Here is a 24,759-nt window from a genome sequence, read left to right as displayed (position 1 = left end):
TTACACGGCCAAAACGGGAGGATAGGCCTATGCCTCTGATAGCTGCAATCATCATTGGCAATATGCTGCGAATACCCGTCCTCGACCACACGTCCCTTCAAAAGCCTTCTATCTGTTAGGGTCAGGCTCTTTTCTCTCCATAATGAATGACCCAAGTTTTATTTCAGATTGAAAGAAATTGGCATTAAAGCTATTGCGGGAGAGGCATCAAATGCTCAAATATGGGATATGCGAATCCCTCATTCACCCAAAATGTTGTGATTGCAATTTTGAATGATTTTGATGCAGGACGCATCGTCAATCTTGCAAAGCAGGCCAACCCAAAGGGGCATATTATTATAGTACGTTCCAATCCGTAACCGAAACTCAATTTCTGCGCTAAGCTGGTGCAAAATCTGTCGTCCTCGGCAAAGCTCAAACCATTAAAATTATGAAAGAGCGTTATAAAAAAGAACAAAATAAAGGTGTTTTGCAAGAACACATAAATCTAAGAGTAAGGACGAAGGGAAATTGAATGCGAATTGAACGTATGGTGGCTGATTAATGAAGTTCAAGGATTATATCTGGCCGATAATAGGTATTTTGGCCGTGATCGTTTCAGCATGGCTTCTCTATCGGGAATTACGCAGCATTTCTCTTGAAGACGTTCTGGACAGTTTATACGCAATCCGTACACATCATTGGATATTGGCAGCTGCCGCTGCTCTTCTGGCCTATAGCTCACTTGCCGGATATGACCGTATTGCCCTTCTTCATCTGCATCGCAAAATATCATGGCTCTTCATAGCTCTATGCTCGTTTACGACCTATGCATTATCGCATAATATTGGCGCATCGGTCGTATCAGGTGCCGTTGTTCGTTATCGGGCCTATTCGTCTCAGGGAATGCCGGGCAGCGAAATTGCCGTATTGATTGCCTTTTGCTCCTTTACCTTCATTCTGGGCGTCCTCATTACCTCCAGCATCGTTCTGCTTCTGGAACCGCATATTCTGATGCGCTTTAATGAGGAACTGACACCAACCATTTCCATCATTATCGCACTGGTAATGCTGGCATTTGTCCTTCTTTACATTTTCGGCAGCTGGCTTCAGCTTCGTCCTTTGCAGATTGGCAAGTTTCGTCTGGAATATCCGCGCCTGCCAGTGGTGACGCAGCAACTTATTGTTGCCCCGCTTGAGCTTATTGGTGCAGCCGGAATCATCTATTTTGCTTTGCCTGAGGTTGGTAATCCCGGCTTCCTGATCATCCTCGGTATTTTTCTTGTGTCCTTTTCAGCGGCACTCATATCGCATGCACCAGGTGGTCTTGGTGTGCTTGAACTGGTATTTCTCACCGGCTTGCCGGATATGAAGCCGGCCGATGTTCTTGCAGCCTTGATCGTCTTTCGCCTGCTCTACCTTCTCATCCCCTTTGCAATATCGCTGGTTGTCGTGCTGTTTTTTGAGAAATCTCAATTCATCCTGCGCTGGAATGACAAGCAGAAAAAATAAGAACAAGAAGCGGGTATATTTTTCATAAACCCGCCTCCATTTGAATTTATTTTTCTTAAATTGACAGTTAATAGCCCATATCTTGGAAATTGCTTCGCATAACATTCCAATGCAGAGCAAAACCAGCCTCCCAAGGCTCTTTTCAAGAGGAACTAAAGCATGCCTGCGACATTGATCATCCCCGGTTACAAGGGATCGGAAGCAGGCCACTGGCAGCGCCAATGGTTGCATGACGATCCGTCAGCAGTGCTCGTCGAACAGGACGACTGGCACTATCCGGTGCTATCCGACTGGATGCACGCGCTAGAAGCCAAGCTCGCCGAAAATCCCGGTGCAGTTCTGGTTGCCCATAGTCTTGGTTGCATTCTCGTTTCGCACCTCGCAAGCCGTCCGGCGGCAGCGCATGTTGCAGGCGCTTTACTGGTTGCTCCCGCCGATGTTGAAACCATGTCTCGCCGCGATAGCCGCTTTGCGAGCTTTGCTCCTTTGCCGCGACATGAATTGACATTTCCGTCCATTGTCGTTGCCAGCCGTAATGATAATTACATGAGCTTCGCCAAGGCAGAAGCCATCGCCAATGTCTGGGGTTCAGGCTTTGTTGATGTTGGCCACGCCGGACATATCAACGTGGAAAGCGGCTTCAGCCGTTGGCCAGAAGGCGCAATCCTCGCCTCTTCGCTTCACAGAGAACCAATAACACACACGCTATCCCAAGCAGCGTGATCGCGAACCGCCCACTTTTCACAAGTCGGGCGGTTCTTATTTTTCAGCTATGCTGTTTACGCTCAAGCCAGATTTTTAAAACCAGTGTCAGCAACGCTATGCCAGCCAGGGTAGAAGCAGCGGCAAATGCTCCGGCCACATTGTAATCATTGAACAAAAGCTCAACTTGCAGCGGCAAAGTATTGGTTTTTCCACGAATGGCGCCGGAAACAATAGACACAGCACCAAACTCACCCATCACACGTGCATTACAAAGCACGGCACCATAAAGCAGTGCCCATTTGATGTTGGGGAACGTGACATAGAAAAATGTCTGCCAGGCATTGGCTCCCAGTGTCAGAGCCGCCTCTTCCTCATCACTCCCCTGCACTTCCATCAACGGAATGAGTTCACGCGCTACAAAAGGCGAAGTCACGAACAGGCTGACCAGAAAGATCGCCGGCACCGTGAACATGATCTTGATGTCATAGCTCTCAAGAAGCGGTCCTAACAGCCCCTGGGATCCATACAGAAACAGATAGGTCACACCCGCCACAATCGGAGACACTGAAAAAGGAATCTCCACAAAGGTGATCAGAAGCCTGCGTCCCGGAAAGCGAAATTTTGTAACCAGCCAGGCAACACAAATGCCAAAGGCCATATTGATCGGCACAACAACAATCGCTGTCAATACCGTCAGCCACACGGCATGCAGCGTATCAGGTTTCAGGATTTCACTAAAGAAAACACCCATGCCCTTGCTGAATGCATAGGAAAAAATAATCGCCAGCGGAGCACCAATGCAAATAGCCGACAAGACCACGACAAGACCAATCAGCAGGCTGCGGACGGGACCCGGCGCATTACGCGCCTGAACACTAGCGCTCTGCATAACGAAGCTGCCTTGCCTGAATAAGATTGGTTACAAGAAGCATGATAAAGGCCATCAGCAGCATGACGAAAGCCAAAGCCGCCGCTGCCGGATAATCATATTCATCAAGCCTGATAAACACGAGAAGTGAAGTCACTTCCGTTTCAAAAGGCAGGTTCCCTGAAATGAAGACAATTGAGCCAAACTCACCAAGACTGCGCGCGAAAGACAAGGACGCCCCGGCAAGAAAAGCTGGAAAGATTGTCGGCCAGATAATATGCGAAAAAATCTGCCACGGCTTTGCGCCAAGGCTGCGTGCTGCCTCTTCAACATCCGCGCTCATATCTTCCAGCACCGGCTGCACAGTACGCACGACAAAAGGGATGCTTGTGAAAAACATCGCAATCATAATACCAAGCGGTGCATAGGCGACTTTGATACCAATCGGTTCAAGAAAACGCCCAAACCAACCATTGGGAGCAAAAAGCGTCACCAGCGCCAGACCGGCAATCGCCGTCGGCAAGGCAAAAGGCAGATCAACCGCCGCATCAATCAATCGCTTACCCGGAAACTGATAGCGGGACAAAACCCATGCCAGCAGCAATCCAAACAAACCGTTGAAAACTGTAGCAACGGCTGCGGCACTGATCGTAATCCGAAACGTCGCCAAGGCCCGCTCAGATGTCACAATCCTCCAGAAATCACTCCAGCCGAGGCTTGCAGTTTTCAGGAGCATTGCCAAAAGCGGCAAAGCGACAATCACCGCCAGATAAAGCAAAGTGCAGCCGAGGGTAAGACCAAAGCCCGGCAGCACCGAATTGCGTTTCATGCTCAGAATTGACACTGAATTTTTCCAGAAAAAAGGCGGAGATCAAATATCCCCGCCGGATAGTTTTGTTTACTTGGCAGTAAAAAGCTTATCAAGTACGCCACCTTCGGCGAAATGCTCTTTTTGCACCTTTTCCCAACCGCCAAATGCATCTTCGACCGTTACAAGACGAACATCAGGATAAATATCCTTATGTTTTGCAATCACATCCTTGTCGTGCACACGGTTAAAGTTCTGGGCAACAATTTCCTGGCCTTCCGGCGAATAAAGATATTCGAGATAGGCTTCGGCAATCTTTCGCGAGCCACGCTTATCGACAACCTTATCAACAACCGTTACCGGAAACTCCGCAAGCAGGCTGACTTCAGGAACGACAACATCATATTTGTCGGCTCCGAGAACTTTTTCAGTCCCACGGGTTTCTGCTTCAAATGTCACAAGAACATCACCAATACCGCGTTCCGCAAATGTGGTTGTTGCACCACGACCACCAGTATCAAACACCGGCACATTCTTGAATATCTTGCCGATGAACTCGTGCACCTTGTCCTGATCACCGTCAAATGCTTCATTGGCATAAGCCGTTGCCGCCAGATAGGTATAGCGTGCATTGCCTGAGGTTTTCGGATTCGGGAAAATAACCTTCACGTCTTCACGGGCCAGATCATCCCAGTTCTTGATGCCCTTGGGGTTTCCCTCACGCACAAGAAAAGCAGGAAACGAATAATAAGGCGAAGAATTGTTCGGCAAACGCTTCTGCCAGTCAGCCGGGATCAGATCGCCCTTGTCGTGCAGAACCTGAACATCTGTCACCTGATTAAAGGTGACAACATCTGCTTCAAGTCCCTCAAGAATAGAACGTGCCTGCTTGGAGGAACCGGCATGAGACTGATTAACGGTCAGATCTTCACCTGTCTTGGCTTTCCAGTCAGCAACAAACGCCTTGTTGACCTGCTCGTAAAGCTCGCGCGCAATATCATAGGAAACATTGAGTATTTCCGTTGGCTGCTGCGCCTGCACTGGAACAGCGCCCAGACCAAGAGCCATTGCCGCATATAGAATAATTTTCTTCATATATATCACCCTTCTCACTTTACTTGCGCAAAGCACCCAAAATCGACTTGCATTGGGAAATAAATTTACAGAGAGGCGGCAAAGAATCAATCTAAATCATTGATTTAAATATATAAACTACTTTTGAAACCATTCTTGGAAATCGCATCTAGCAGTAAAATTCATACGAGAATATTTTTCCACCAACCTATAAAACCACGCAATAAAAATGAGAAAGCCGGAAGCTTTCGCCCCCGGCTTTCGAAACTTTTTCCACCTGTCAGGCTTACCAAAACCCGCGATGCTGCCAACACCAGAGAAAATTTTGCTCACCACCCTCAAGACGGTTACGACGGCGCTCTGCAATTTCATCAGCACTCAGCTTCATATCATGCCAGGGCTGTTCCAAAGAAGCCATCACTGCCTGAACAGCACTTTTCAGGCTTCTCATCAGCGTTTGAAATATATGATTCATAAGAGCCTCCCGATAGCATATCCACTTCAAAGCCACGTTTTTACCGCAACAATGAACGATGTGTTAATTTTTGAAGGCTTCTTCAGTAAAGTCAATATCCTACTTATTCTATCGGAGTTAACACAATGAAATATTTTGCGAGCAACCATAAAGCGGCACGCAAAATTATTTCCCATTACACCTCGTAATCGTCAACTGGCCGAATATGTACCTTTTCAACATGACGCCCGTTCATCGCCTGAATCGTGAACTCAAACCCATCAGCAATGAAACTCTCACCGCCCAATGGCAAATGACCAAGGTGCCAGATCACATAGCCGGCAAGCGTAGTATAACGATCACTGTCATCCACAAGATCACATTGCAGGATACTGCTCATACGGCGAATGTCCGTGAAGCCATCCACCAGATAGCCCCCCTGTCCATCTGATTCTGCAACAGATGCCTCTTCGTCCTCATCCGGGAATTCACCGGCAATAGCTTCAAGCACATCTGTCGGTGTAACCACACCTTCAAAAGAGCCATGCTCATCAATCACCACAGCCAGTTGCACGGGGGAGACACGTAATTGTTCCATCACCCGCAACACATTTGCATTCTCATGGACAACAAGCGGTTGTTTGATCACATGTTCCCAATCAATCGGCTTCTTGTCGCTCATATCCAGCAACAAATCCTTGACAAGAGCCACACCAACAAACTCGTCCACCTGACGGCGTGCAACAATCACACGGGAATGTGTGAGCCCTCGAATCGAGGCATGCAGCTCGCCTTCATCTTCATCCAGATCAAGCCACTCGATTTCATTGCGTGGCGACATGATTGAACGAACCGGACGCTCGGCAAGATCAAGAACACCGCGGATCATCTCTTTTTCTTCCGGCAGGAAGATATCACTTGATGCGGTTTGCTGTGCAATCACATCAACCGTATCAGAGAGCGGATTGTCATCGCGCTGTCCGCCAAGAAGCCGCAACACAGCCCCCGCAGTCCTTTCACGCAGATCATTGGTTGTCACAAGCTTCTCGCGATTCTTGCGCGCCATCTGGTTGGCTGCCTCGATCAACACCGAGAAACCAATGGCCGCATAGAGATAGCCCTTTGGAATATGGAATCCAAAGCCTTCAACAACCAGACTGAAGCCGATCATCATCAGAAAGCCGAGACACAGAATAACGACCGTTGGATGTTTGTTGACAAAATCCATCAGCGGACGCGATGCCAGCATCATAACCGCAATAGCAATAATAACTGCAATCATCATCACCGGCAAATGCTGGACCATACCAACAGCCGTAATCACGCTATCAAGCGAGAACACAGCATCAAGCACCACGATTTGCACGATAACCTGCCAGAATACGGCATGAACCACACGTGATGTCTTCGTGTCATGTGCTCCCTCGAGACGTTCATGCAGCTCCATCGTGCCCTTGGCCAACAAGAACAAACCACCGATCAGCATGATAATATCGCGGCCAGAGAATGACAGCTCCATTACCGTAATCAGAGGTTCGCGTAACGTTACAATCCATGAGATCGACGCCAACAGCACCAGGCGCATAAGCAAAGCAAGCGAAAGGCCGATTATACGCGCACGGTTACGCTGATGCGGTGGCAGTTTATCAGCCAGAATTGCAATAAAAACGAGATTGTCGATGCCGAGAACAATCTCCAATACCACCAATGTTACCAGACCTATCCAGGCATTGGGGTCGGCAATCCAGTCCATGGACCAATCCATGATGCGTCGGCTCCTATAAGATCAGAAGAAAGAGGAAACAGAAAAAATGCCGCATGCGTTCTCATCCCGAACCATGAGTGCATGGTTCAGCTGATAAAAACTGCAAACGGCGTGAGTAAGCTCAAAGCCCTTTAAGTCCAATGCTCCCATTGAGGGAGCGGGACTTCGTGAAGACGAATCGTCAGAACTGTCGTCGGGCATAGAGCGCGATAAACCTTTTAAAAGGACATAAGGAAGACTTTTCTTAAGTCTTCAAACGCCATGTTGTCAAATAGGCATAAGGTTGGTGCATTATGCAGACGCTTGGCCCATGCGCAAGCATCATACACTATTCAGCAGGAGAAATACGAACTCCGCGCTTGCGTTCGCGTCGTGGACGCCCCTTGAACCAGCGCATGCCAATCAGGGTTGCAACAATCGTTACAGCCGTAATTCCAATAGCGGCCCAGAACATGTGATCGCCATCCATTTTCGAAAACACGCCTATGCCACGGCCAGCCAGCCAGCCCGGCAGGAACATAACAGGTGCCCAGACCATCGCAGAAAGCACATTCGCTGTCTGGAAGCGTTTCTGGTCCATAGACATCATGCCTGCAACCATCGGCACGGTGCAACGCACAGGCCCGAAAAACCGGCCAAGAAAAACAGCGGAGAAGCCATAGCGGCGAAACAGCAGACGCGCACGCGCGATCCCGGTGCGATGCTTGTTGAGAGGCCATTTATGAATAATGCTGCGACCAAGCCACCAGCCGAGCAAATAAGATACAATATCACCGATTACGGCACCAATAATCGCACCAATGATAATCGGCCATGGTTCGACGATACCGGCCCCGACAAGACCACCAATCGCAAGCATTATCGGCGTCGCAGGAATAAGCATTCCAATAACAGCGAGTGACTCGCCGAAGGCAATGACGCCCACGATAGGACCCGCCCATGCCCGATGATCGGAAATGAACTGTCCGAGATCACTGATTATGCTTTCCATTCCGTCCTCAAAATGCCGCGAACCAGATTATGAAGCCATCCCAATCCAGATATAGCTTCAGGTTTTATAAAACGAGGACAATCCGGTGCGTGAACCCCTCGCCTGCCTGCGCATCGTTATTTACGCTTGCAGCGTTTCTCAATGGCAAACAACATATTCACTCATCAAGTCTTTTATATGCCGAAGCATCTCAGACAAGCATCAAAAAAAGATGACATAACTGCGACATTTGAAGCATTTACAGAAAACACCCATAATGCCGCCACGACTATGCTCATCTGACAGGCATTAGGCTACATAAACCTGTCCAGCTAACGCAATGCAATATGGAAATTCATGACCTGCGTTACAACCGCATCGCGGAAATTGTTTCAGAAAACAGAATCACGGGCACTTTGATTCTGTTTCGCAAGCTATTCAGGACAAGTTTTAGCGATGACTGACAACCAGAATATGAAATAGATATGCGTAGCAATTTATAAAAACTGCGCATTTCCGGGCTTTTTAAAATTAAGCCAACTTTTTTCGATTTTTTATTGGCTGAAGACTAGACACAGAGAAAAGCGAGCTTTATAGAACCGCTCACCTCACCGGGGCCGCTGCCTCGGAGAAGCGAGTGGGTGATTAGCTCAGTTGGTAGAGCAGCTGACTCTTAATCAGCGGGTCGTAGGTTCGATCCCTACATCACCCACCAATCTTTTCAATAAGATACGCTAAATTCCGCTGAACAGAAAACTTCCAGTTTACAAATAGTTTACAGAGTCTGTTCGTGGTTCACCCCGTCATCAGCGCCCAAATCTTCTTTCCAAATGTGGCTAACAGGCCTCCGAATGAAGCGGCTGCAAATGATATGAGCATGACTGCCCCTACTCCACGCTCACGCCAGCGATTGAAGTCCGCAACTGGTTCCTCGACATTCTCAAGGCGCGAATCAAGACTGTCGATTTTGCGCTCCATCTTCTCAAGGATACGTTCCGTCTTTTCCTGACGCTCATATTGCTGCTTACGGTCATCGCGTGCACGATCCATATCCTTGATGATCTGATCAAGCTTACCCTCGACACGGCCAATCGCTCTATCCTGTCCCGCCTCTGTCATTTCCAGCAACCCGCTTTCTTTCCATATGCATTATGCGCAACAATGCCCTGCCCCGCTTTCAAATCGTTTCCAGCCAGATAAACGGCAGTGTCAGGTTTAACGCTTATCTGCTTCCAGCCTGCGCAATTGGGCGCATTCGTCGCGCACCCCGCCAAGCTCAAGGCAAAGCCGATAAGCATCCATGTTGATAACTTCCTCATCTATATCCGCCCTCTTTTGGATTGCCTTTGCGGTTGCTTCTGCTGCGGCCAATGCTGACCGCTGACGCTCTTTCATCGTGCCATAGGTGTATCCAGCACCCAGACACAAAAATGCCGCCAGAACAGCGGCGGCGGTCATCTTCAACCAGTTAGGAATTAAGGCCCAGATTGCGGTCATATCGAATCCACCAGCTTTTCAAGCTTGGCCTTGGCCTGTGGCATGGTGAAGATTGCATAGGCCGTAAGAGCAAGGACAAATACGACCAGCACCATCTGCACACGCCAATCAACAAACGGGATTGCTGCCCCTGCCCCGCCGCTACCGATCCAAGACCAGAACCGCGATGATTTGGAGATTGGCTTTTCTTCAACAGGCTCTGGCAGAATTTCATTCGGCTTGGCTTCGATGATCGTATCAACACCATAGCCTTCTGCTAGCAAAGCCTTGTCATATTCACGCGCATAGCCTGCAATCAGATCGGCCTTGTCCGTTCCGTTGACAATCCGACGAGCGCCCTTGAAGTCGGACTTTTGCAAAGTGATGTATCGATCAAGCCGGTGACGGCCTTTGTTGTCACCGGCAAACCAGCCCTCAACCATGCCTGCTATGATGATTGGCGCGGCATATTCAGGCTTAAGCAACAGATCAGGCTTTGAAACGAAGTCCACGCCAAGAACCTTGCCAGCCTTTTCGTAATTCACCTTCCATGTGATTTGAACGTAGCCACGCCCGATATACGGCCAGTATTTCTTTGAGCGTAGGTACTTGTCACCGCCCATCTCATTGATCGGCTTCATAGTATGCGCCGTCTCGTGATAAGCAGTTGCCAGCACATACGCCATTTGATTGCGCAATAGTCCGCGTTCTCGACCTGCCTCAATCAAGAGGCGGGTATCGCCAAGGTGCATATTCATGGTGGATTTTCCCTTTAGGTAAAAGAATAGGCCCCGCGATTGCAGGGCCTTGGTGTATTCATTCTGATGTACCTGACGGCACAGGGATGTGTTTAGTGAGGCTTTGAAGGAATGGCTTTTGGCTTGAAAGCTTCAATGGCCGCCGCAGCGTGCTTGGCGGGAATTTGACCCTGCTGCACTTTGTTGTTCAAGTATTTCGGCAAACCTGTGGTGAGATAAGTCTTTTTAAGCCACTTGCGAAATTCAGCTAGTGCGTCATCTGGATAGCAATAAGCTGGCTGAGGGTTTGACATGGCTTGAGGAAAGTACGCAGGATAATTGTGATCATACTGCTTTCGCTCACCGTATAATACCTCAAGGCTATTTTCTTTCCAATATTTTGCCCAAGCTTGTCCGACACTAATGTCAGGGATGAATTTGCTTCCGAGATTTGCGCCCTCGCGGATCATAGTTACCAGCATGTCGGCTATCTCTTTAAAAATAGAAAAGTAGCCATCAGGAACTGTATGATATGAAAGAGAAACCCTGTCATGGAACTGTTTCCATGAAATATCTACGGCACCAGATGGATTGTAGCCCACCTGAGAATAGATGAAATCTTCAAACCCTTTTCTAGCAAGAACACGGAAACTGCGAAGCGCATGTTCCTGAGCTGAACTGTTGGCCTCGAATGCATAATATTCAAGAATTGCCATACAGACGACATCAGGCACAATATGTTGAATTGTGCCGTCCTTAACTACACCCCAGAACGCAACTGTGTCGTCACCTCCATGCTCGCGGATAATCTCTCTAATACGCCTCTCGCGTGGCTTTAGCGGCTCGTCAATCCATTGAGATGTGATTCTTACGATCAGAGAGTGATCAACACCGCACATAGCTGCAAGCCCGCGCAATGTGAGGTAAGGCGTCCCATTACTAAGGACACCCATCCCCACACCGTTACGCTCTGTCTCCATTGCGACGGACAGATTCAGTTCGCCTTGTTCCGGGGTGGTGCTCTGCGTTACATCATTCGCCATATTTTCTAGCCTTTTCAATATGTTGAGGTGGTGCCCAACTTGGCTAGAAAACTTCCTCAAAATAAGTATTTTAAGGGTGTGTAGAGCATCTAGCCAAATTGCTGATAAGCTCGCAAAAGTCGCTTTCCTTGGCCGGGGGCGGCTTTTTGCATGCATAACACATCAGAAAATACACTATACAATGAATGATTGCATAGTGCGCGTAATTTCCCCTCAACAGAAATCGCGCATAAAGCACGGCTTAATGGTGGCTAGAGAATGTTTCACCCCACCCCACCACATTACCGGCAAGCGCCGTGACGGGGATAAGACGCACCAACCACAACGCTCAATCTATTGTGTTTCCCTCATATTATGAGATGATCATTAAGCGCAGGTGAGGTGTGGTCAGTCGACTATGCCACCACCGTCTGGAAGCGGCATTTTAAAACCATAAGTCATCTCATGGTTAAACCGTATTGATTTTTCAGGATATTTGTATCAATGCTCTCTAGCCGCTAGGGGGGCTATAATATTGATATCGCAGCTTATCAAATATGGGATCGTTGGGATTCTTAATACTGTATTAACCTTTCTGGTAATTGCAGTACTCACTACCTTGGATATAAATCCGTATTTAAGTAATACTGTGGGTTTTGGCGCTGGACTTTTAAATAGCTATTTATTGAACAGCCACTTCACATTTCGTCAGAAGTCTTCTGGTGGTTCACTGACAAGATTTGGGGCAGCTTTTTCCATTGCATACGTACTTAACCTTGTCGTTCTATATTACTTGATACACCTAGCAATCGTGCCAATGATTATGGCTCAACTCATAGCAATGATAACGTATAACTTAACTTTCTTCATTCTTATGAAGACATGGGTGTTTGGACATGACGATAAATAATTATAGCCTAGATGTAGTTATTCCTTGCTACAATGAAGAAGATACCATTCCACACACAATCCCACAATTAAGCTCCTTCTTGGAGGGACTGAGCAAGACTGCCGACATCAAAATGAATTCATTCAAACTGATCCTGGTGGACGATGGCAGCAAAGATACGACATGGCAGCTCATCGAAAAGCTTGCAGCGTCACATCCCATTCAAGGAGTCAAGCTAAGCCGTAACTATGGCCATCAAAACGCTATGCTAGCTGGATTAAGTAAATCCGTTAGTGAAGTTGTGCTGACTATTGATGCCGATCTACAAGACGATCTAAATGCCATCACTGATATGCTTACAGCTTATCAAGCTGGAGCGGAACTAGCATTAGGTGTCAGATCATCAAGGGGAAACGATACAGCCTTCAAGCGCAATACAGCGATTATCTATTACAAGATCATGAAAGCTTTAGGTGTCAATATCATTGAAGATCATGCAGATTTTCGCTTAATGTCTCGCAAGTCATTAAACGCTCTACTGGACCATGAAGAATTTAATCTTTTTCTACGTGGGATCATCCCTAGTATCGGCTTTCCCACATCGATAATCCATTATGAACGACAAGATAGGGAACATGGCGAGACGAAATACACACTACGTAAAATGCTTAGTCTCGCAATAAATGGCATCACATCTTTTTCAGTGGCTCCCCTTAGACTTGTTACCGCTTTAGGGCTTGTTGTTAGTGTTTTTGCTTTCCTAACAGCATTATGGGCGATATTGATCAGAACTTTATACTTTGGACATGCCGTTCCGGGGTGGGCATCGACTATTCTCCCAATTCTTTTTCTTGGTGGCATTCAACTACTAAGCCTTGGAATAATAGGTGAGTATGTTGGTAAAATATATCTAGAAGTAAAAAAACGGCCAAGGTTTATTGTAGAAAAAATTTTGGATAGGCGCTGATGAAAATTAATACATTTTGCACATTCCTTATCGTTATTACTTGCACAACCCTGTCTCTTTTCGTTTTGGGATACGTCAATCAAGAGCACCCAGCTTATCTATGGGACTGGGGGAACTACTATTATATGTATCAAGAGTACGGCCATGCAATATCATCCGACCCATTAGCTTGGGCAAAAAAGCTAATAAAATCTATAAATGAAGACGATTACAACGCATCCAGTGTAGCTATCCTGACCCCAGTCTACTTATTAGCTGGAGAGAATAGAATAGCCTATATTACTGGTATTTATTGGTTTTTCATAATACCAGCCGCTCTTATGTCGACAGCACTATCCGTCAAAGCTAGCGCATCAAGTCCGTCAAAGTTTACAAAAACAATAGTTTTTTTATTGTGCCTATTAACACCTCCTTTTTGGCAATCATCTTTACGCGGGATGACTGATATCATCGGACTAATTCCTCTGGGGGGGGCAGCTATCATCATTTTAAAAAGTAATTTTTTTGATTCCAATAAAATTAGAAGCGCATTTTGGGTTGGTTTCCTCGTTTGGCTGTCATTTATGTTTAGACGCTGGTACGCCTATGCAGGCTTTGCATTATTAAGCTGCACGTTTGCTGTCTCGATCATGAAAACTAACTTTCGCAAAGAGACTTGGCAGGCTATTACTAATAGGCTTTTACCCTATTTTATTATAGTTTGCGTTGGCTGCTTCATGTTGTTAGCCTTTCAACTTGGACTAAGTAAGCGGATAATTTCAACGTCCTACTCCGATGCTTATCAAGCATATCAAGCTCCTATTAGTGAAAGTTTCCGCCGCCTTATTTCAAGGTCTGGCTATTTTTTCGTCATCTTCATGACTTTGGGTTTAGGACTAGCGCTTATTCGACGCAATTTCGCAATATTGTTTTGTGGATCTGTTTCCGTTCTAACGTTCGCTTTATTCACCCAAACTCAAGCCCCCTCTGTGCAACATGGTCTGCCTATTATTTTTTTCATGTTACCAGCCTTCGCTTATCCAATAATTCTAGCTCTAAGTTCGATCAGACAACCAATCAATCAATTGGTGCTCAGTCTTTGCTCAGTATTAATAGCTGTAGTAATTTTTTCTGCCTCCTTCGTTCCATCTATACATCCGTTATTTAATTTTACATATATAACCCCAAACGATAGATATCCTCCATTAAAGGTAAACAATTATCACGAATACCAAAAGTTAATCAATGAACTTATTAAAGTTACCAGCAACGGTGAAAAATTTACAGTTTTTGCATCTAGTGAAGCACTAACCGGTTCATTGCTTACAGCTTTGGACAAAAGACTAGAGTCTAAAAATGAATGGGCGGCCCAGGTCGATGAAAGAGATGGATTTCTAGTAAATACATTGAAATCTAAATATGCTGTTGTTGCTTCTCCAACACCTTTACACCTTCCAGAAACATCTCAACGTGTAGTTAGTGTCCCATCAGAACAAATATTAAACGGCGAAGGAATTGGTATCGATTACAAGGTATCTTCGGGCCCATACCACCTTGCTTTCGGCCATGAGGCATATATTTACGAGCGCGTTCATGAGCTTGACAGCAAGTCAATTGAAAAATTTGCTACCTCACTTAAGCAATACCACTCAAATTGGCGTTGGGACGGATTTGACAGAATCGGTACAATACGCTGACATTCAATTAACATACATGGAACGCATATAAGAATGAGGATTGCCGCATAAACGATCCTGATCTAATGCGAAGATAAAGGGTACAAGTCTTTGACTGCGGCTATGGCGACGAACCAAGGAAGATTCCTTAGTCTTATCGTATCTGGTTACGCCATTTGTATTTAGCATTGTCGTGCGGGATCGGTACCAGCCTATTGATTTTTGAGGAACCGACAGTCTCCAAATTTAAGCCTTAAACCAAAAAACGGTTTCCACACAGTCAACCTTTATCCACGAGCGCTAGTGCGCCTCACACCTCCATAGACCACCAACCTTACGAAGAGTAATCAACCTATCACCCTGGCCATTTGAACCACTCAAAACCAGATCACTGCCATAAACAGCCATGTTCTCCCCTCCCGCCTTAAGCAAAACTCTTCCTGTATCTCCTGCCGCACCAATGTAAAACTGGAACCAATGCCCATCAGGAATATTTGACGGCAACCCATGAATTACCGTGTCTGCCATGGAGCCGTCAGTCCCGTAGCAGGTCCCAAATTTAGGAAACCAACTAATAGAACCGTTATTTATATCCGGCCAATTTGTAAGAGTATTTGCAGATATGATTTGACCGCCTTGACTCTCGTCACCCTCAATCGCATAAATTCCGTGCCTATTTCTCTGTACTCGGAAAATAGCTTCACCACTTTTCCCATATCCGATGTGGCTTGCAATGCCGTTGGCTGACAGAAAATATGGCCCGTTTAAAACACTAATTCCAGCGGGAACCTGACCAGATGACACCTGTAGATAAAAGAAAGCTGCGGTGTTTCCCTTAATATTAATCTGAGACTGCTTACTATCTGTAACGCGGTATATATAACCTTCCCTCGGATATATTTCATTTACGCCAGTAGACAGGTCTATTGTAGATACGGGCATATTCCCAATATCATTAGGAGAAGCAGAAGAAACGAGTGCAAGAATTGAACGGGCAGTTGTTTCATCATCAACCCCTACCAGGTTTTCGACTGATCCATGTCGAATTGGAGTAGGTGTTTTGATATCGGTCCATCCAGTCCAACCATTTGTTTCAATTGTTTGACTCATATTTACATACGTCAAACCCTCCCCATAAGCATCAACATATAAAACAAATTGCTCTTTTAATTCTCCACCTTCGACATATCTTCTCTTCGTCAGACACGGTGCCTCAACATCAACCCCGCTAGCTATTTGATAAAGCTGTGTATACACGCCGTCTAATGCATCAGCTGAAAAAACATAAATTCTTTTATCAAATTCATTTTTTGCAGCGAAATACATTACATCATCTACAACGACAGCATCAGGATCAAAATAGCAGAGATTAGCCGATTGCGGGAAACCCATAGGAAGCGGATCCGACCACTTTAAAGATTCAATGTCAGTGCAACGGGAATAATACGACCTCACATTGAATACAGATTGCCCATGAACATCGATAAAATTGTCATCATAATGTATTCCTACAAACACATGAAGCTCACCATTTAACAAAACGAGCTCCGGCCCCCATATGAAATCCGCGGGAACTGTCCCATCGCCCACAGGAGTGGTACCATTTACTACTGCATTATTTCCAAGTGTGCACTCAACTCGCTCCCAAGTTGTCAAATCCCGGCTTCGGTAAATTACAAAATCATATTGATTCCAATAATAATCTTGTACCGAAATATAGAAATACCCATTAGTGTAAATGGGAGAAGGTCCCTGTCCGGTCCATGGAATATTATCTCGCCCATAAACAGGAATAAATGCGTTTAGGCGCTTGAATGAAATGCCGTCAAGACTGGTGTACAGTCCGATCTGCTGATCCTGATTAGAGTTATTAATATATCCAGTAGGGGACCATGTTGCTATAAACATATTATTTATAGGTGGAACCAGCTTGCCTCTAAGCTCATCCGTTAGCCTTTCATATGAAACATCAGCGGACTGTTCCCACCACGCCCCATCTGCTGATTGAACCTTACCGCCATGGGCTGGTTCTTCATCTACACGCTTATAGAGAGCAGCGCCGCCATCACCAACTGCGTAGTAGCCAGCAGTATGAATGAAGTTCGTTCCATCGGGAACATTTGTGGCTTCGACAACTACTTTGCTGTCGTAATAACCTGCTGTCGCAGAACCCAGCTCATATCCATTTTCGTCATCGTTGACGATAAGTGACTTTCCAGCGTCACCTGGTTGAATGACGGGAAGGTTAAGGCCAGCAGCAGCATCTTCTGCACGATCCGCTGCTGCCTCAGCCGCCGCCAAAATAGCCTCAGCATCGCCGTATGAAAGCAATCGCAATTCTGTGCCGGTGTCTATGCAAAGCAGCGCCATTCCGGGTTTCAAATAGCCCGGCTCGATAGGGCGACTGGTGTTGGTAACAAGAGTTCGACTGATCTCGCCAGATACCGTTACTGGCCCTGTGTTTACTTGCGTCACGTTTAGGATGTAGAGAACCTGATACGCGGCGGCTGGGATAGCAACGGATGCCGTTACAACAATGTTATTAGGCGTACCCGAGTTGGCATTGTTCAATCGAATAACACGGTTATCAGGAAAGGTGCTTACACCCTCTAGCAAAGCCTTGAGCGTGTCGCGGATGTCTGGTTTGTAAGGGTTGAACGGACCTGATGAGGGGACGCCATCGATAGTGAAATCGCGGAAGATATCATCAATGGTACGAACGGTCATGCGATTGCTCCATGGCAAATAGCCCCGCCTGAGCAGGGGAAATTATTTGAATTGTTTGTTTGATCAGGGTGTTGTTCGGACCGTGCTTGGCGAATAAGCGCCTACACGCCCCTTTTCAGTACGCATTGCGAGCTGGAATTCATATTCCGTTGCGGCTTCCAACGTTGGTGTTGTGAAGCTTTCAGCATTGTTATCCAGAGGACCAAATACGGTCCATTCTGTGTCGGCAGTCTTTTTCCAGCGAACCATATAGCTCAGAATGAGATTGCTCGAAGGTGGAAAACTCAATTCTGCAACTGGCCCGGACTGGATGATTACCTCCGGCGCGGCTGGCACAGGCAAATCGTCATCTACGTTGCTGTTGTCGGAAACAGGAGCCGTTCCTTCTTGCGAGGTATCCCACTGATACGCGGTTTGAGGCATGGACTGCACCTGTACGGTTGCACCCTGCAAAATGCCACCTTCACCCAGAATAAACTTAAAGTCCAATACCTCGAAAACACTATTGATGCCGAATAGCGGATACTGGACGCGAATGAAGCGCTCACCAAAAGCAGCAAGGCCCATCAGGTTTGTATTAAACGTTCCCACCCAATTCGGGTTTGCCCTGTACCATTCCAGCTTCATGAGCCTCCGTGCCTGACTGTGAGACGGCGCCATATTGAATTGAACGTCCTTGGCTTCTTCGCCACGCTCAGACACGTCATCCTCATCAGCCCACGGGTCTGCATCAGTGGATTGATAATCCTGACCTGGATCAAGGAAGGTTGCGCGGATCGTGTTGGCTGATGTCATCACATCGCGTCCACGGCCAACATCGGAAAATCCGGTGATTGCGTCAGCCGTCAGAACAACCGTTGGTTCTTCCCATGCTCCAATATCAAGGGTCAATCCGCCGTCAGGTGTAGGGACCAACCGACCGTCACAACATGCCAGCATTCGGCCTAGAACATCTGCTGGGCGCTCATTGAGTTGATATGAACCCCAAAGACGATAGCGCGGCTCTGTTCCTCCGGCAGCTATTGCAATGGCTTCGCTTGAACGATTATAGGCTTCGACCCAACCGGCATGCGCCAAAGGTGTAGTGAAGAGACTTTCAGGCAAACGCATCCCGTCACGATGGGTCATGTAATCGCGAATTACTGCTGCTGCGCGATCATTCCATTCCGTGACGCCCGTAACAGGGTTTTTCACAAGAGATGTGCGGGCTACAACCCGATAGTTGGTATTAATCCCGTTGGGGAAAAGGCTGAGATAGTATTCCTGTCCAATTGCATATTGGCAGGCTAACAAAGAAGCCACGCCGTCACCCCGGTGTTGGGCAGTCCATTCTGGGAACTCAGTAACCAGCTCAGAATAGGCAACTTCCGTTGTAGCGCCTAAGCGAGCTTCGATGCGAAGCAACGATTCGTTTATCTGACCATGCCGCCATTTGCTTGGCGGCACGGGCGTTCCGTCAGGCATAAGATTGATAAGGGTGTCGTCAATCCAAAATTCCTCAATCGCGTCAAACGGTCCCTGTCCAAGCGCTAACACCTTATAGAAATTTCCGCTTTTGGTTTCCGCGAACGCCCATGTGCCGGACGTTTTCACCCGGCCATAATGCCGGATGCGTGGTGCTGTCGGCTGGCGTACCTGCTGTTGAACATCTTCTGGTTTTGGCTGTGATGGTCTGAAAATCGATGACGCGAGATAGGAAAACCCGAGAGACAGTGCCAACCCGCCGAGAGTAGTAGATGCAAACATCGTGATTGCGGCGAGGCCAGTCTGAATTGCGGCACCGATAGCGCCCGTCCCAATAATGCTCGCGATGATACCGGAAAGAGCTACTGGCATTGTATTCTCCAAGCTTTCCAGACAGCATCAAGAGGCGCGCCGACGAGGCCGCTCTCATCTCGTGAAAACCAAAGTGTTTCAGTTCGTATCGCGAGGCACATCCTGCCAGAACGAAGGATCAGACCAACGTCCCCGATTTGAGGCGCTTCGGTCTTTTCAAAGCCGACAAGTTTCATCGCCCGATTAACAATGACAGGGAACCCGCCGCGCTCAATCAGGATGGCTGTCGCGTCGTATTCATCGCGGTAAATCAACCCGGCCCGCACTAATGGCGACAAACCTGTCTTATCCTTGATCCAGCGATCAGCGGTTGAAGCGCAGTCAGTCTCACCCCACCGGAAAGGCTTTTGCGCCTCGGCTGCTACAAAATCAGCGATGTGCATGGTTTGACCTTAGTAGTCGGGGTACTTGAAGGATTTAAACAGCAGTGAACCGACAAACTGAAAGAACTTATCCCCGTTCGATCTGGCTTGCTGATCGCGGTCAGTGTACCGACCGTAAGCAGGCCGGGACCGATTGAAGAATGCATTCTCAGCGGTCATAGAAATTGACTGGATTGCACCTTCAATTCCCTGCATTTCCGAACGGCTGATGCGTGGCGGCTGCATAAACCCCCACCAGATTGGCGCAGGATTGCCGAGTGGTTGCCATTCGGTGTCGAATAACTGGATCGAGATAACGACAATCCGCTGATCAACCTCATCATTCGCATCAAGCGCCATCGCAAGAAAGTTCAATGTTGCGTCCGGCAGCCCACTCAACTGAAACGATACGCTTTCAGCGGATGTTGATGATCCCATGCCGATGCCATCAATGGAGCCATATCCATACATCGGCTCATAGATATTGCCGCCCGCTGGCAGCTTGGTATTTCCGTTCCAGACACGCATCGTCTCAGACGCAAAGCGAAACTCAACAAGCATGTCGAGCCGGACTTCGCCTTTCGAGAATTCCGCCAATTGCTGCGATGTGAAAAAAGACATCACACATCCTCAATGAAGTTGACTGTCGGGTATGACCATGGCGCAACAAGGTCTAAATCGAGATCCATCTCAGCATCTGTTGCGAGGCGCATCCGACAGACAGGTCGGTCAAATTCCATCTCTGTTCCTGCGGCAACGGCTTCACGCGCCGGAGGCCTAAAGGTGATGGTTGCCGTGTTTGAACCTGTCATCTGGACGGTACGGATACGGTACATACGTTCGCCAATCGAGAAGTCTTGACCAGGCTGCAACTGTCCAGCTGCAATCAAAGAGATGTTAGCTGTCGTTCCACGCAAAGGGATATTACTGGTCAGCCGGATATCTATTGCGCGTGATCGATAGAGACCGCCGTCACTGAACGGGCTTGTGTCAGAGTGAGGCACCTTTTCAAGTGCCTTGCCCCAATCTGGATCGAATGGCTGATAAGCGCAGCACCTTGGAACAAGGATCGGATGCAACCTACCCTCAAGGATAGTTGAAATAGCGCGGAACGCTAAAACAGAAGCGGTCCCGCGCTTGATGATGATGTCGGCAAACGTTGCCTTCCAGATACCCGCATCTGATGCTGAAACCTGCGTTATGCCTGAAACGCTTGAAGGCCCCGTCAGAGTACGAGGAGCAATATTAAACGGATCGCGCTTAGGCTTCAGAACAGAACGAGGCCAAAGAATAGTCGCCATTACATTTTTCTCGCTTGTGCGTCAGCCATCATTGACGGCAAGGCCTGCTTCACGGTGGCTGTGCTTCTTTGTACCGACACTTGTACCAATGGCCCCGCCATCGTCTGGAACCTTTGGTCCGCGATTGCCGCCATTCTTCCACTGTCGTCTTGAAGCATGATGCGAATAGTCTCATTCGAACCCTGCCCCCGCATACCCTTGATACCGGGCGCTGTCGGTGCGTTTGAAGTCGGCAGTGGGCCGACATAACCACCGCTGGCATAGCCTTTCAGACCACGGCGCATAGCATCAAGAGCGGCAGGTCCGCCAGCAGCGCGAACAGCATCTTGGTCAAAGACATACTCGCCTTTGTGAACCACGCCAGCCGGTTCATATTTGCCACCAGAACCAGTGTAGCCGCCCTTGTCAAAGCCAAGCAGTTTGCCGATACCGCCAAATATCCCAGATCCACCGCCGCCAAAGATGCCAGCTAGTGGCCCCTTGCCAAGCAAAGTTGCCTGCAAAACCGCCTCAATGAGCGTATTCAGAAACTTATCAAGAGCCGAATTGCCGGTTTCAATCGCCGGTATCATCGACTGAAAAGCATCCATCATGGAGCCTTTGAAGAAGTCAGCGGCCTCTCGCGCCTGATCCTGACTTTCCGCGAGCTTATTCGCTTGAACCGTGGCGTTGGCATAACCTTCAGCCAGACCTTCGATTTGCTCTATCAAAGCAGGAGTGATTTCAATCCCAGCTTTCTTGGCAGCATTCAGCAACTCTTGCGTGGCGCGGGCTTTGGTGATTGCATAATCGTAATCATCAATGAGCGGGTTAATGCCAGATTGCGCTTCGGTTTCAGCCTGAATAGCTGCAGTGCGTTCTTTGATCTGCTCAATCTCACGCTGCAAATCATCGGGACGCGAGCTTCCTCCACGACCTCTGCCACCTCTCCCTCCACCGCCGGCCCCTCCCGAACCACCTGATGGAGTTCGGGATGCACCTGTGTTTCTTGTCGGAGCAACTAGGTCGTTGTCTTTGTTATTAGCTGTACGTTCTTTTGCTCTGGCGTTTGCCGCCTGCCGCCAGTTTTCTCCGAGCTTTCCAAGGTGATCTTGTGCGGCTTTGGTTAATGCTTCTCCATAAGCATCTCCAGCAGCTTTTCCCGCTCCGGCATAGGAATTATCGAGCCTGCCAAGGCTAACTGTCATGTTCTCGGGCAGTATAGGATTGACGCCGACAAACTTATCAAGGGCGTTAAGAGCGGATGCAACTCTATTTATACCGTTTAGAACAGTCTGCAGACCGCTTTCGATACCGGCAATCATCGAGTTCATGGCGCTGATTACAGCTTCAGCTACCGCTCCAGGCAGTTTAGTGAATGTTGTAACGGTGGTGTCATACAATAAGCCAACGGCACCAATGACATTATTTGCCACGCCTTTAGCCGTATCCCACACATCTTCCCAACTCACCTCGGTCCCGCCAAGCGCATCCGATATAAGATTCAGCGCAGACAAAAGATCATCGCGTACTAGCGATGCAACAGCCGTCGCACCTTGGCTAATTGCATCCCATGCGACCGAGGCATAGTCTTGCAGATTAGCCATTTCCCCTGCGATGGGCTGTATCTGGTCTCCGAATGCTGAAAGAGCAAACGTAGCCGAGCTAATAGCTGTGATTAACAGCAGAAATGGATTTGTTGCGACCATAGCCGCACCGGCCAAGGCCACTCTCGCCATTGCTGGAACATACTGACCCAACAGAACTGTCGCCGCTGCGGCTGCTGCCATAGCGACATGTTCAAAATTATCTCCTACGAAAACCAAACCTTGAGCAATAGTTGCCGAAACACCTGATGCTTGATCCATCGTTCCGACAAACTTCAACAGGCCGTTGGCGACCTTCTGAAACCCGTCAGATATAGTTGCAGGCATACTCTCAGCTTCGGCTGTCAGTTCCTGCAATCGTGTGGTTAAGGCCTTGTAGATCACGTCACCAGTGATCTTGCCCTCTTTCCCCACTTCACGAAGTTGGTTGACACCAACGCCTAACTGCGCGGCAAGAACTTCGGCAACACGCCCACCAACTTCAATCACCGTATTCAGGTTGTCGCCCTGAAGCTTGCCCGCAGCCATCGACTTGCCAAGAGCATCAATAACCCGAGCAGCCCGGTCAGACTTAGCTCCTGAAACGACAAGCGCATTATTCAGCGCTTCGGTGTAATCAAGCTGTTGATTAGTGTTATAACCCAGCTCTTTTAGCGCTCCAGCGTTTGTTAAGAAGCTCTCAGCTGTGTTTTCCATTCCGGAGTATGTGCGCTGCGCCATGTCATAGATGCGCTCCATGACTTTTGGAGCTTGATCCATATTGCCAACAGCTAGGCCAACACGAGAGGACAAATCTGTCCACGTATCGGCCATACGCTGAATTTCGCTTACTCCAATGCCGAGACCAGCAATACCAGCACCCGCACGAAGCATATTCTGGAATGAACGGCTGATGTTGTCGTTCATCGTGGAAAAACGCTTCTCTATCTGGCGGGCGCGCTGATTGGCAACGCCGTTTGCACGGTTGAGCGCCTTCTCAAAAGAGGCCGTGCGGGCCTCCATAGCCACCACAAGGCGTTCAACATCAGTTGCCATCAGAAACCCTCAATTCCAAGTTCTGCAAGTTGATCGTCGCTCATACCCGGAGCGGCTTTCACCTCGGTTGCATTGGCGGCTTTGAAGCCCTCACTGGCGCAACGAAATTCCCAAAGCGTCATCTTACCGATGTCGCGATTGATTATTCCTGCCCACTGGTAGAAGCGGTTGAACTTCCATTTGCCACGCGGGAGCGGGTTCGGGTCTTCTTCGCCCCCGCTTTCGGCTCCCCCGGCTGATCGTCCTCATCTCCAAAGAGTGCGACCATCAACACAGCCTGTGCAGTCAGTACCGACAATGTGAGTGGACGATCTTCAACGAATTTTTGGACCAGCTTCCGAGCCGCTTCCTTTTCCATGCCACCGCCTTCAAGACCTAGGCGGATAGGCTGGATCACATCGTCAATGAACCATTGTTTGGAAGTGAGCCGCATCAAAATCCATTGCGGCCCTGCATCGCATTTGTCTTGCAGGGCGCGAAGGTGTTCAAGGCGGAGTTCAAAATCATGCTCTCCGCCAGCCCATGTGAGAGCTTTCGCCATTACGCAGCCTTAGCGGTACGCGTTGGCAAGCCGTCGAACTGGATTTCGATTTCAGCTGATACCTTCTGGCCTTTTTCAACGGCATTGTTGAGGTTCACAAGGATGGCTGATCCGGTTTCATACTGCGTGTCACCGACTGCTGAATTGACATGCTCAACGCGGATTGTTTTCTTGCCACCGGAATACCACCAATCAAGCATCATTTGATGGCTCTGGCTGGCCCAGACGCCAGTACCGGAAATGGTGACTTCTGACGACTGAACAGCACGTTCAACAACAGCTGGCAGGCTTTCATCTTCACAATCGGCAGGAACTTCGGTCGTCTGCATGTTGTGCTGGCGGTTGATGCCGCGCTGTGTGATGCCGCAAATCTTCGAGAAAGTACCCTCGACATCTGTTTCAATTTCAACAACCAGATGCTGAAATTCTGCGGTAATTGGCTTAACGGCCATGTTATTTCTCCATGCGAAAACGGGCCAGCGATACGCCA

Annotated in this window: 22 protein-coding genes, 1 tRNA gene and 1 pseudogene; 7 read left to right on the top strand and 17 right to left on the bottom strand. The window is 48.2% G+C overall.

Features of this window, described 5'->3' with window-relative positions; genetic code table 11:
- The first annotated feature begins 543 nt into the window (after nucleotides 1–543).
- Nucleotides 544–1,491: a lysylphosphatidylglycerol synthase domain-containing protein gene (locus tag FHY56_RS04505; protein WP_140903968.1), complete on the top strand. Its 948-nt coding sequence runs from the start codon at nucleotides 544–546 to the stop codon at nucleotides 1,489–1,491.
- 159 nt (nucleotides 1,492–1,650) lie between these two features.
- The gene (locus tag FHY56_RS04500; protein WP_140903967.1) at nucleotides 1,651–2,214 is read left to right on the top strand and encodes an alpha/beta hydrolase; all 564 of its coding nucleotides are present in this window, start codon (nucleotides 1,651–1,653) and stop codon (nucleotides 2,212–2,214) included.
- Nucleotides 2,215–2,257: 43 nt separating this feature from the next.
- On the opposite strand, the gene cysW is transcribed toward FHY56_RS04500, so the two are convergent.
- The 3 genes from cysW to FHY56_RS04485 form a co-directional block, all read right to left on the bottom strand.
- Nucleotides 2,258–3,085 (bottom strand): sulfate ABC transporter permease subunit CysW, encoded by an 828-nt coding sequence (gene cysW / locus FHY56_RS04495; protein ID WP_140903966.1) that lies wholly within the window; start codon nucleotides 3,083–3,085, stop codon nucleotides 2,258–2,260.
- Nucleotides 3,072–3,893, bottom strand: a complete 822-nt coding sequence (gene cysT / locus FHY56_RS04490) for a sulfate ABC transporter permease subunit CysT (protein WP_140904007.1) — start codon at nucleotides 3,891–3,893, stop codon at nucleotides 3,072–3,074. The genes cysW and cysT overlap by 14 nt, the downstream gene beginning before the upstream one ends.
- Nucleotides 3,894–3,962: 69 nt before the next feature.
- The gene (locus FHY56_RS04485; protein WP_140903965.1) at nucleotides 3,963–4,967 is read right to left on the bottom strand and encodes a sulfate ABC transporter substrate-binding protein; all 1,005 of its coding nucleotides are present in this window, start codon (nucleotides 4,965–4,967) and stop codon (nucleotides 3,963–3,965) included.
- A 208-nt stretch (nucleotides 4,968–5,175) separates the two neighbouring features.
- On the opposite strand from FHY56_RS04485, the gene FHY56_RS17770 reads away from it, so the two are divergent.
- Nucleotides 5,176–5,550 carry a hypothetical protein gene (locus FHY56_RS17770; protein ID WP_158447738.1) on the top strand — a complete coding sequence of 125 codons (375 nt, stop codon included), beginning with the start codon at nucleotides 5,176–5,178 and terminating at the stop codon, nucleotides 5,548–5,550.
- Nucleotides 5,551–5,596: 46 nt separating this feature from the next.
- Here FHY56_RS17770 and FHY56_RS04475 read toward each other — a convergent pair whose 3' ends face one another.
- Together FHY56_RS04475 and FHY56_RS04470 are read right to left on the bottom strand one after the other, a co-directional pair.
- On the bottom strand, nucleotides 5,597–7,165 hold the full coding sequence (locus FHY56_RS04475; protein ID WP_140903963.1) for a TerC family protein: 1,569 nt from the start codon (nucleotides 7,163–7,165) through the stop codon (nucleotides 5,597–5,599).
- A 328-nt stretch (nucleotides 7,166–7,493) separates the two neighbouring features.
- A complete protein-coding gene (locus FHY56_RS04470) occupies nucleotides 7,494–8,156 on the bottom strand; it encodes a DedA family protein (protein ID WP_140903962.1) in 663 nt (220 codons plus the stop codon).
- Nucleotides 8,157–8,774: 618 nt separating this feature from the next.
- Here FHY56_RS04470 and FHY56_RS04465 point away from each other — a divergent pair.
- Nucleotides 8,775–8,850 (top strand) — tRNA-Lys (locus FHY56_RS04465).
- An 80-nt stretch (nucleotides 8,851–8,930) separates the two neighbouring features.
- On the opposite strand, the gene FHY56_RS04460 is transcribed toward FHY56_RS04465, so the two are convergent.
- The 4 genes from FHY56_RS04460 to FHY56_RS04445 form a co-directional block, all read right to left on the bottom strand.
- A complete protein-coding gene (locus FHY56_RS04460) occupies nucleotides 8,931–9,254 on the bottom strand; it encodes a hypothetical protein (protein ID WP_158447737.1) in 324 nt (107 codons plus the stop codon).
- A 96-nt stretch (nucleotides 9,255–9,350) separates the two neighbouring features.
- Nucleotides 9,351–9,632 (bottom strand): hypothetical protein, encoded by a 282-nt coding sequence (locus FHY56_RS04455; RefSeq protein WP_140903960.1) that lies wholly within the window; start codon nucleotides 9,630–9,632, stop codon nucleotides 9,351–9,353.
- Nucleotides 9,629–10,369, bottom strand: coding sequence for a glycoside hydrolase family 19 protein (locus FHY56_RS04450; protein WP_140903959.1), 741 nt, complete (start codon nucleotides 10,367–10,369; stop codon nucleotides 9,629–9,631). The genes FHY56_RS04455 and FHY56_RS04450 overlap by 4 nt, the downstream gene beginning before the upstream one ends.
- Before the next feature lie 92 nt (nucleotides 10,370–10,461).
- Nucleotides 10,462–11,391 carry a BstA C-terminal domain-containing protein gene (locus tag FHY56_RS04445; protein ID WP_140903958.1) on the bottom strand — a complete coding sequence of 310 codons (930 nt, stop codon included), beginning with the start codon at nucleotides 11,389–11,391 and terminating at the stop codon, nucleotides 10,462–10,464.
- 475 nt (nucleotides 11,392–11,866) lie between these two features.
- Here FHY56_RS04445 and FHY56_RS18350 point away from each other — a divergent pair, with 475 nt between their 5' ends.
- The 3 genes from FHY56_RS18350 to FHY56_RS04430 are packed head-to-tail and all read left to right on the top strand — an operon-like array spanning nucleotide 11,867 to nucleotide 14,902.
- The gene (locus tag FHY56_RS18350) at nucleotides 11,867–12,280 is read left to right on the top strand and encodes a GtrA family protein (protein ID WP_376890245.1); all 414 of its coding nucleotides are present in this window, start codon (nucleotides 11,867–11,869) and stop codon (nucleotides 12,278–12,280) included.
- Nucleotides 12,267–13,226 (top strand): glycosyltransferase family 2 protein, encoded by a 960-nt coding sequence (locus FHY56_RS04435; RefSeq protein WP_140903957.1) that lies wholly within the window; start codon nucleotides 12,267–12,269, stop codon nucleotides 13,224–13,226. Before FHY56_RS18350 ends, FHY56_RS04435 begins: the two co-directional genes overlap by 14 nt.
- Nucleotides 13,226–14,902, top strand: coding sequence for a hypothetical protein (locus FHY56_RS04430; protein WP_140903956.1), 1,677 nt, complete (start codon nucleotides 13,226–13,228; stop codon nucleotides 14,900–14,902). The genes FHY56_RS04435 and FHY56_RS04430 overlap by 1 nt, the downstream gene beginning before the upstream one ends.
- 2,085 nt (nucleotides 14,903–16,987) lie before the next feature.
- Here FHY56_RS04430 and FHY56_RS04425 read toward each other — a convergent pair.
- The 8 genes and pseudogenes from FHY56_RS04425 to FHY56_RS04390 form a co-directional block, all read right to left on the bottom strand.
- Nucleotides 16,988–17,608 (bottom strand): annotated as a pseudogene (locus FHY56_RS04425) (hypothetical protein); the annotation flags it as partial.
- A gap of 63 nt (nucleotides 17,609–17,671) precedes the next feature.
- Nucleotides 17,672–19,444, bottom strand: coding sequence for a phage tail protein (locus tag FHY56_RS18305; protein WP_140903955.1), 1,773 nt, complete (start codon nucleotides 19,442–19,444; stop codon nucleotides 17,672–17,674).
- Complete coding sequence (locus FHY56_RS04415; protein ID WP_140903954.1) at nucleotides 19,435–19,827, bottom strand: DUF6950 family protein; 393 nt, start codon at nucleotides 19,825–19,827, stop codon at nucleotides 19,435–19,437. The genes FHY56_RS18305 and FHY56_RS04415 overlap by 10 nt, the downstream gene beginning before the upstream one ends.
- A gap of 9 nt (nucleotides 19,828–19,836) precedes the next feature.
- A complete protein-coding gene (locus FHY56_RS04410) occupies nucleotides 19,837–20,427 on the bottom strand; it encodes a hypothetical protein (RefSeq protein ID WP_140903953.1) in 591 nt (196 codons plus the stop codon).
- Nucleotides 20,427–21,107, bottom strand: a complete 681-nt coding sequence (locus FHY56_RS04405; protein WP_140903952.1) for a hypothetical protein — start codon at nucleotides 21,105–21,107, stop codon at nucleotides 20,427–20,429. The genes FHY56_RS04410 and FHY56_RS04405 overlap by 1 nt, the downstream gene beginning before the upstream one ends.
- Nucleotides 21,107–23,728, bottom strand: coding sequence for a tape measure protein (locus tag FHY56_RS04400; RefSeq protein ID WP_140903951.1), 2,622 nt, complete (start codon nucleotides 23,726–23,728; stop codon nucleotides 21,107–21,109). The genes FHY56_RS04405 and FHY56_RS04400 overlap by 1 nt, the downstream gene beginning before the upstream one ends.
- Nucleotides 23,729–23,870: 142 nt before the next feature.
- A complete protein-coding gene (locus tag FHY56_RS04395; RefSeq protein ID WP_140903950.1) occupies nucleotides 23,871–24,269 on the bottom strand; it encodes a gene transfer agent family protein in 399 nt (132 codons plus the stop codon).
- A complete protein-coding gene (locus tag FHY56_RS04390) occupies nucleotides 24,269–24,721 on the bottom strand; it encodes a phage tail tube protein (protein WP_140903949.1) in 453 nt (150 codons plus the stop codon). Before FHY56_RS04390 ends, FHY56_RS04395 begins: the two co-directional genes overlap by 1 nt.
- Nucleotides 24,722–24,759 lie beyond the last annotated feature (38 nt).

It is taken from the genome of Brucella gallinifaecis (assembly GCF_006476605.1).
In the GTDB taxonomy this organism is placed as follows: Bacteria; Pseudomonadota; Alphaproteobacteria; order Rhizobiales; family Rhizobiaceae; genus Brucella; species Brucella gallinifaecis.
This window is presented reverse-complemented; position numbering and strand designations above follow the sequence as displayed.

Bases quoted from the DNA above. Each gene is read 5' to 3' on its own strand.
- FHY56_RS04505 (WP_140903968.1), top strand. From the start codon at position 544: ATGAAGTTCAAGGATTATATCTGGCCGATAATAGGTATTTTGGCCGTG.
- FHY56_RS04500 (WP_140903967.1), top strand. From the start codon at position 1,651: ATGCCTGCGACATTGATCATCCCCGGTTACAAGGGATCGGAAGCAGGC.
- cysW (WP_140903966.1), bottom strand. From the start codon at position 3,085: ATGCAGAGCGCTAGTGTTCAGGCGCGTAATGCGCCGGGTCCCGTCCGC.
- cysT (WP_140904007.1), bottom strand. From the start codon at position 3,893: ATGAAACGCAATTCGGTGCTGCCGGGCTTTGGTCTTACCCTCGGCTGC.
- FHY56_RS04485 (WP_140903965.1), bottom strand. From the start codon at position 4,967: ATGAAGAAAATTATTCTATATGCGGCAATGGCTCTTGGTCTGGGCGCT.
- FHY56_RS17770 (WP_158447738.1), top strand. From the start codon at position 5,176: ATGAGAAAGCCGGAAGCTTTCGCCCCCGGCTTTCGAAACTTTTTCCAC.
- FHY56_RS04475 (WP_140903963.1), bottom strand. From the start codon at position 7,165: ATGGATTGGTCCATGGACTGGATTGCCGACCCCAATGCCTGGATAGGT.
- FHY56_RS04470 (WP_140903962.1), bottom strand. From the start codon at position 8,156: ATGGAAAGCATAATCAGTGATCTCGGACAGTTCATTTCCGATCATCGG.
- FHY56_RS04460 (WP_158447737.1), bottom strand. From the start codon at position 9,254: ATGACAGAGGCGGGACAGGATAGAGCGATTGGCCGTGTCGAGGGTAAG.
- FHY56_RS04455 (WP_140903960.1), bottom strand. From the start codon at position 9,632: ATGACCGCAATCTGGGCCTTAATTCCTAACTGGTTGAAGATGACCGCC.
- FHY56_RS04450 (WP_140903959.1), bottom strand. From the start codon at position 10,369: ATGAATATGCACCTTGGCGATACCCGCCTCTTGATTGAGGCAGGTCGA.
- FHY56_RS04445 (WP_140903958.1), bottom strand. From the start codon at position 11,391: ATGGCGAATGATGTAACGCAGAGCACCACCCCGGAACAAGGCGAACTG.
- FHY56_RS04435 (WP_140903957.1), top strand. From the start codon at position 12,267: ATGACGATAAATAATTATAGCCTAGATGTAGTTATTCCTTGCTACAAT.
- FHY56_RS04430 (WP_140903956.1), top strand. From the start codon at position 13,226: ATGAAAATTAATACATTTTGCACATTCCTTATCGTTATTACTTGCACA.
- FHY56_RS18305 (WP_140903955.1), bottom strand. From the start codon at position 19,444: ATGCCAGTAGCTCTTTCCGGTATCATCGCGAGCATTATTGGGACGGGC.
- FHY56_RS04415 (WP_140903954.1), bottom strand. From the start codon at position 19,827: ATGCACATCGCTGATTTTGTAGCAGCCGAGGCGCAAAAGCCTTTCCGG.
- FHY56_RS04410 (WP_140903953.1), bottom strand. From the start codon at position 20,427: ATGTCTTTTTTCACATCGCAGCAATTGGCGGAATTCTCGAAAGGCGAA.
- FHY56_RS04405 (WP_140903952.1), bottom strand. From the start codon at position 21,107: ATGGCGACTATTCTTTGGCCTCGTTCTGTTCTGAAGCCTAAGCGCGAT.
- FHY56_RS04400 (WP_140903951.1), bottom strand. From the start codon at position 23,728: ATGGCAACTGATGTTGAACGCCTTGTGGTGGCTATGGAGGCCCGCACG.
- FHY56_RS04395 (WP_140903950.1), bottom strand. From the start codon at position 24,269: ATGGCGAAAGCTCTCACATGGGCTGGCGGAGAGCATGATTTTGAACTC.
- FHY56_RS04390 (WP_140903949.1), bottom strand. From the start codon at position 24,721: ATGGCCGTTAAGCCAATTACCGCAGAATTTCAGCATCTGGTTGTTGAA.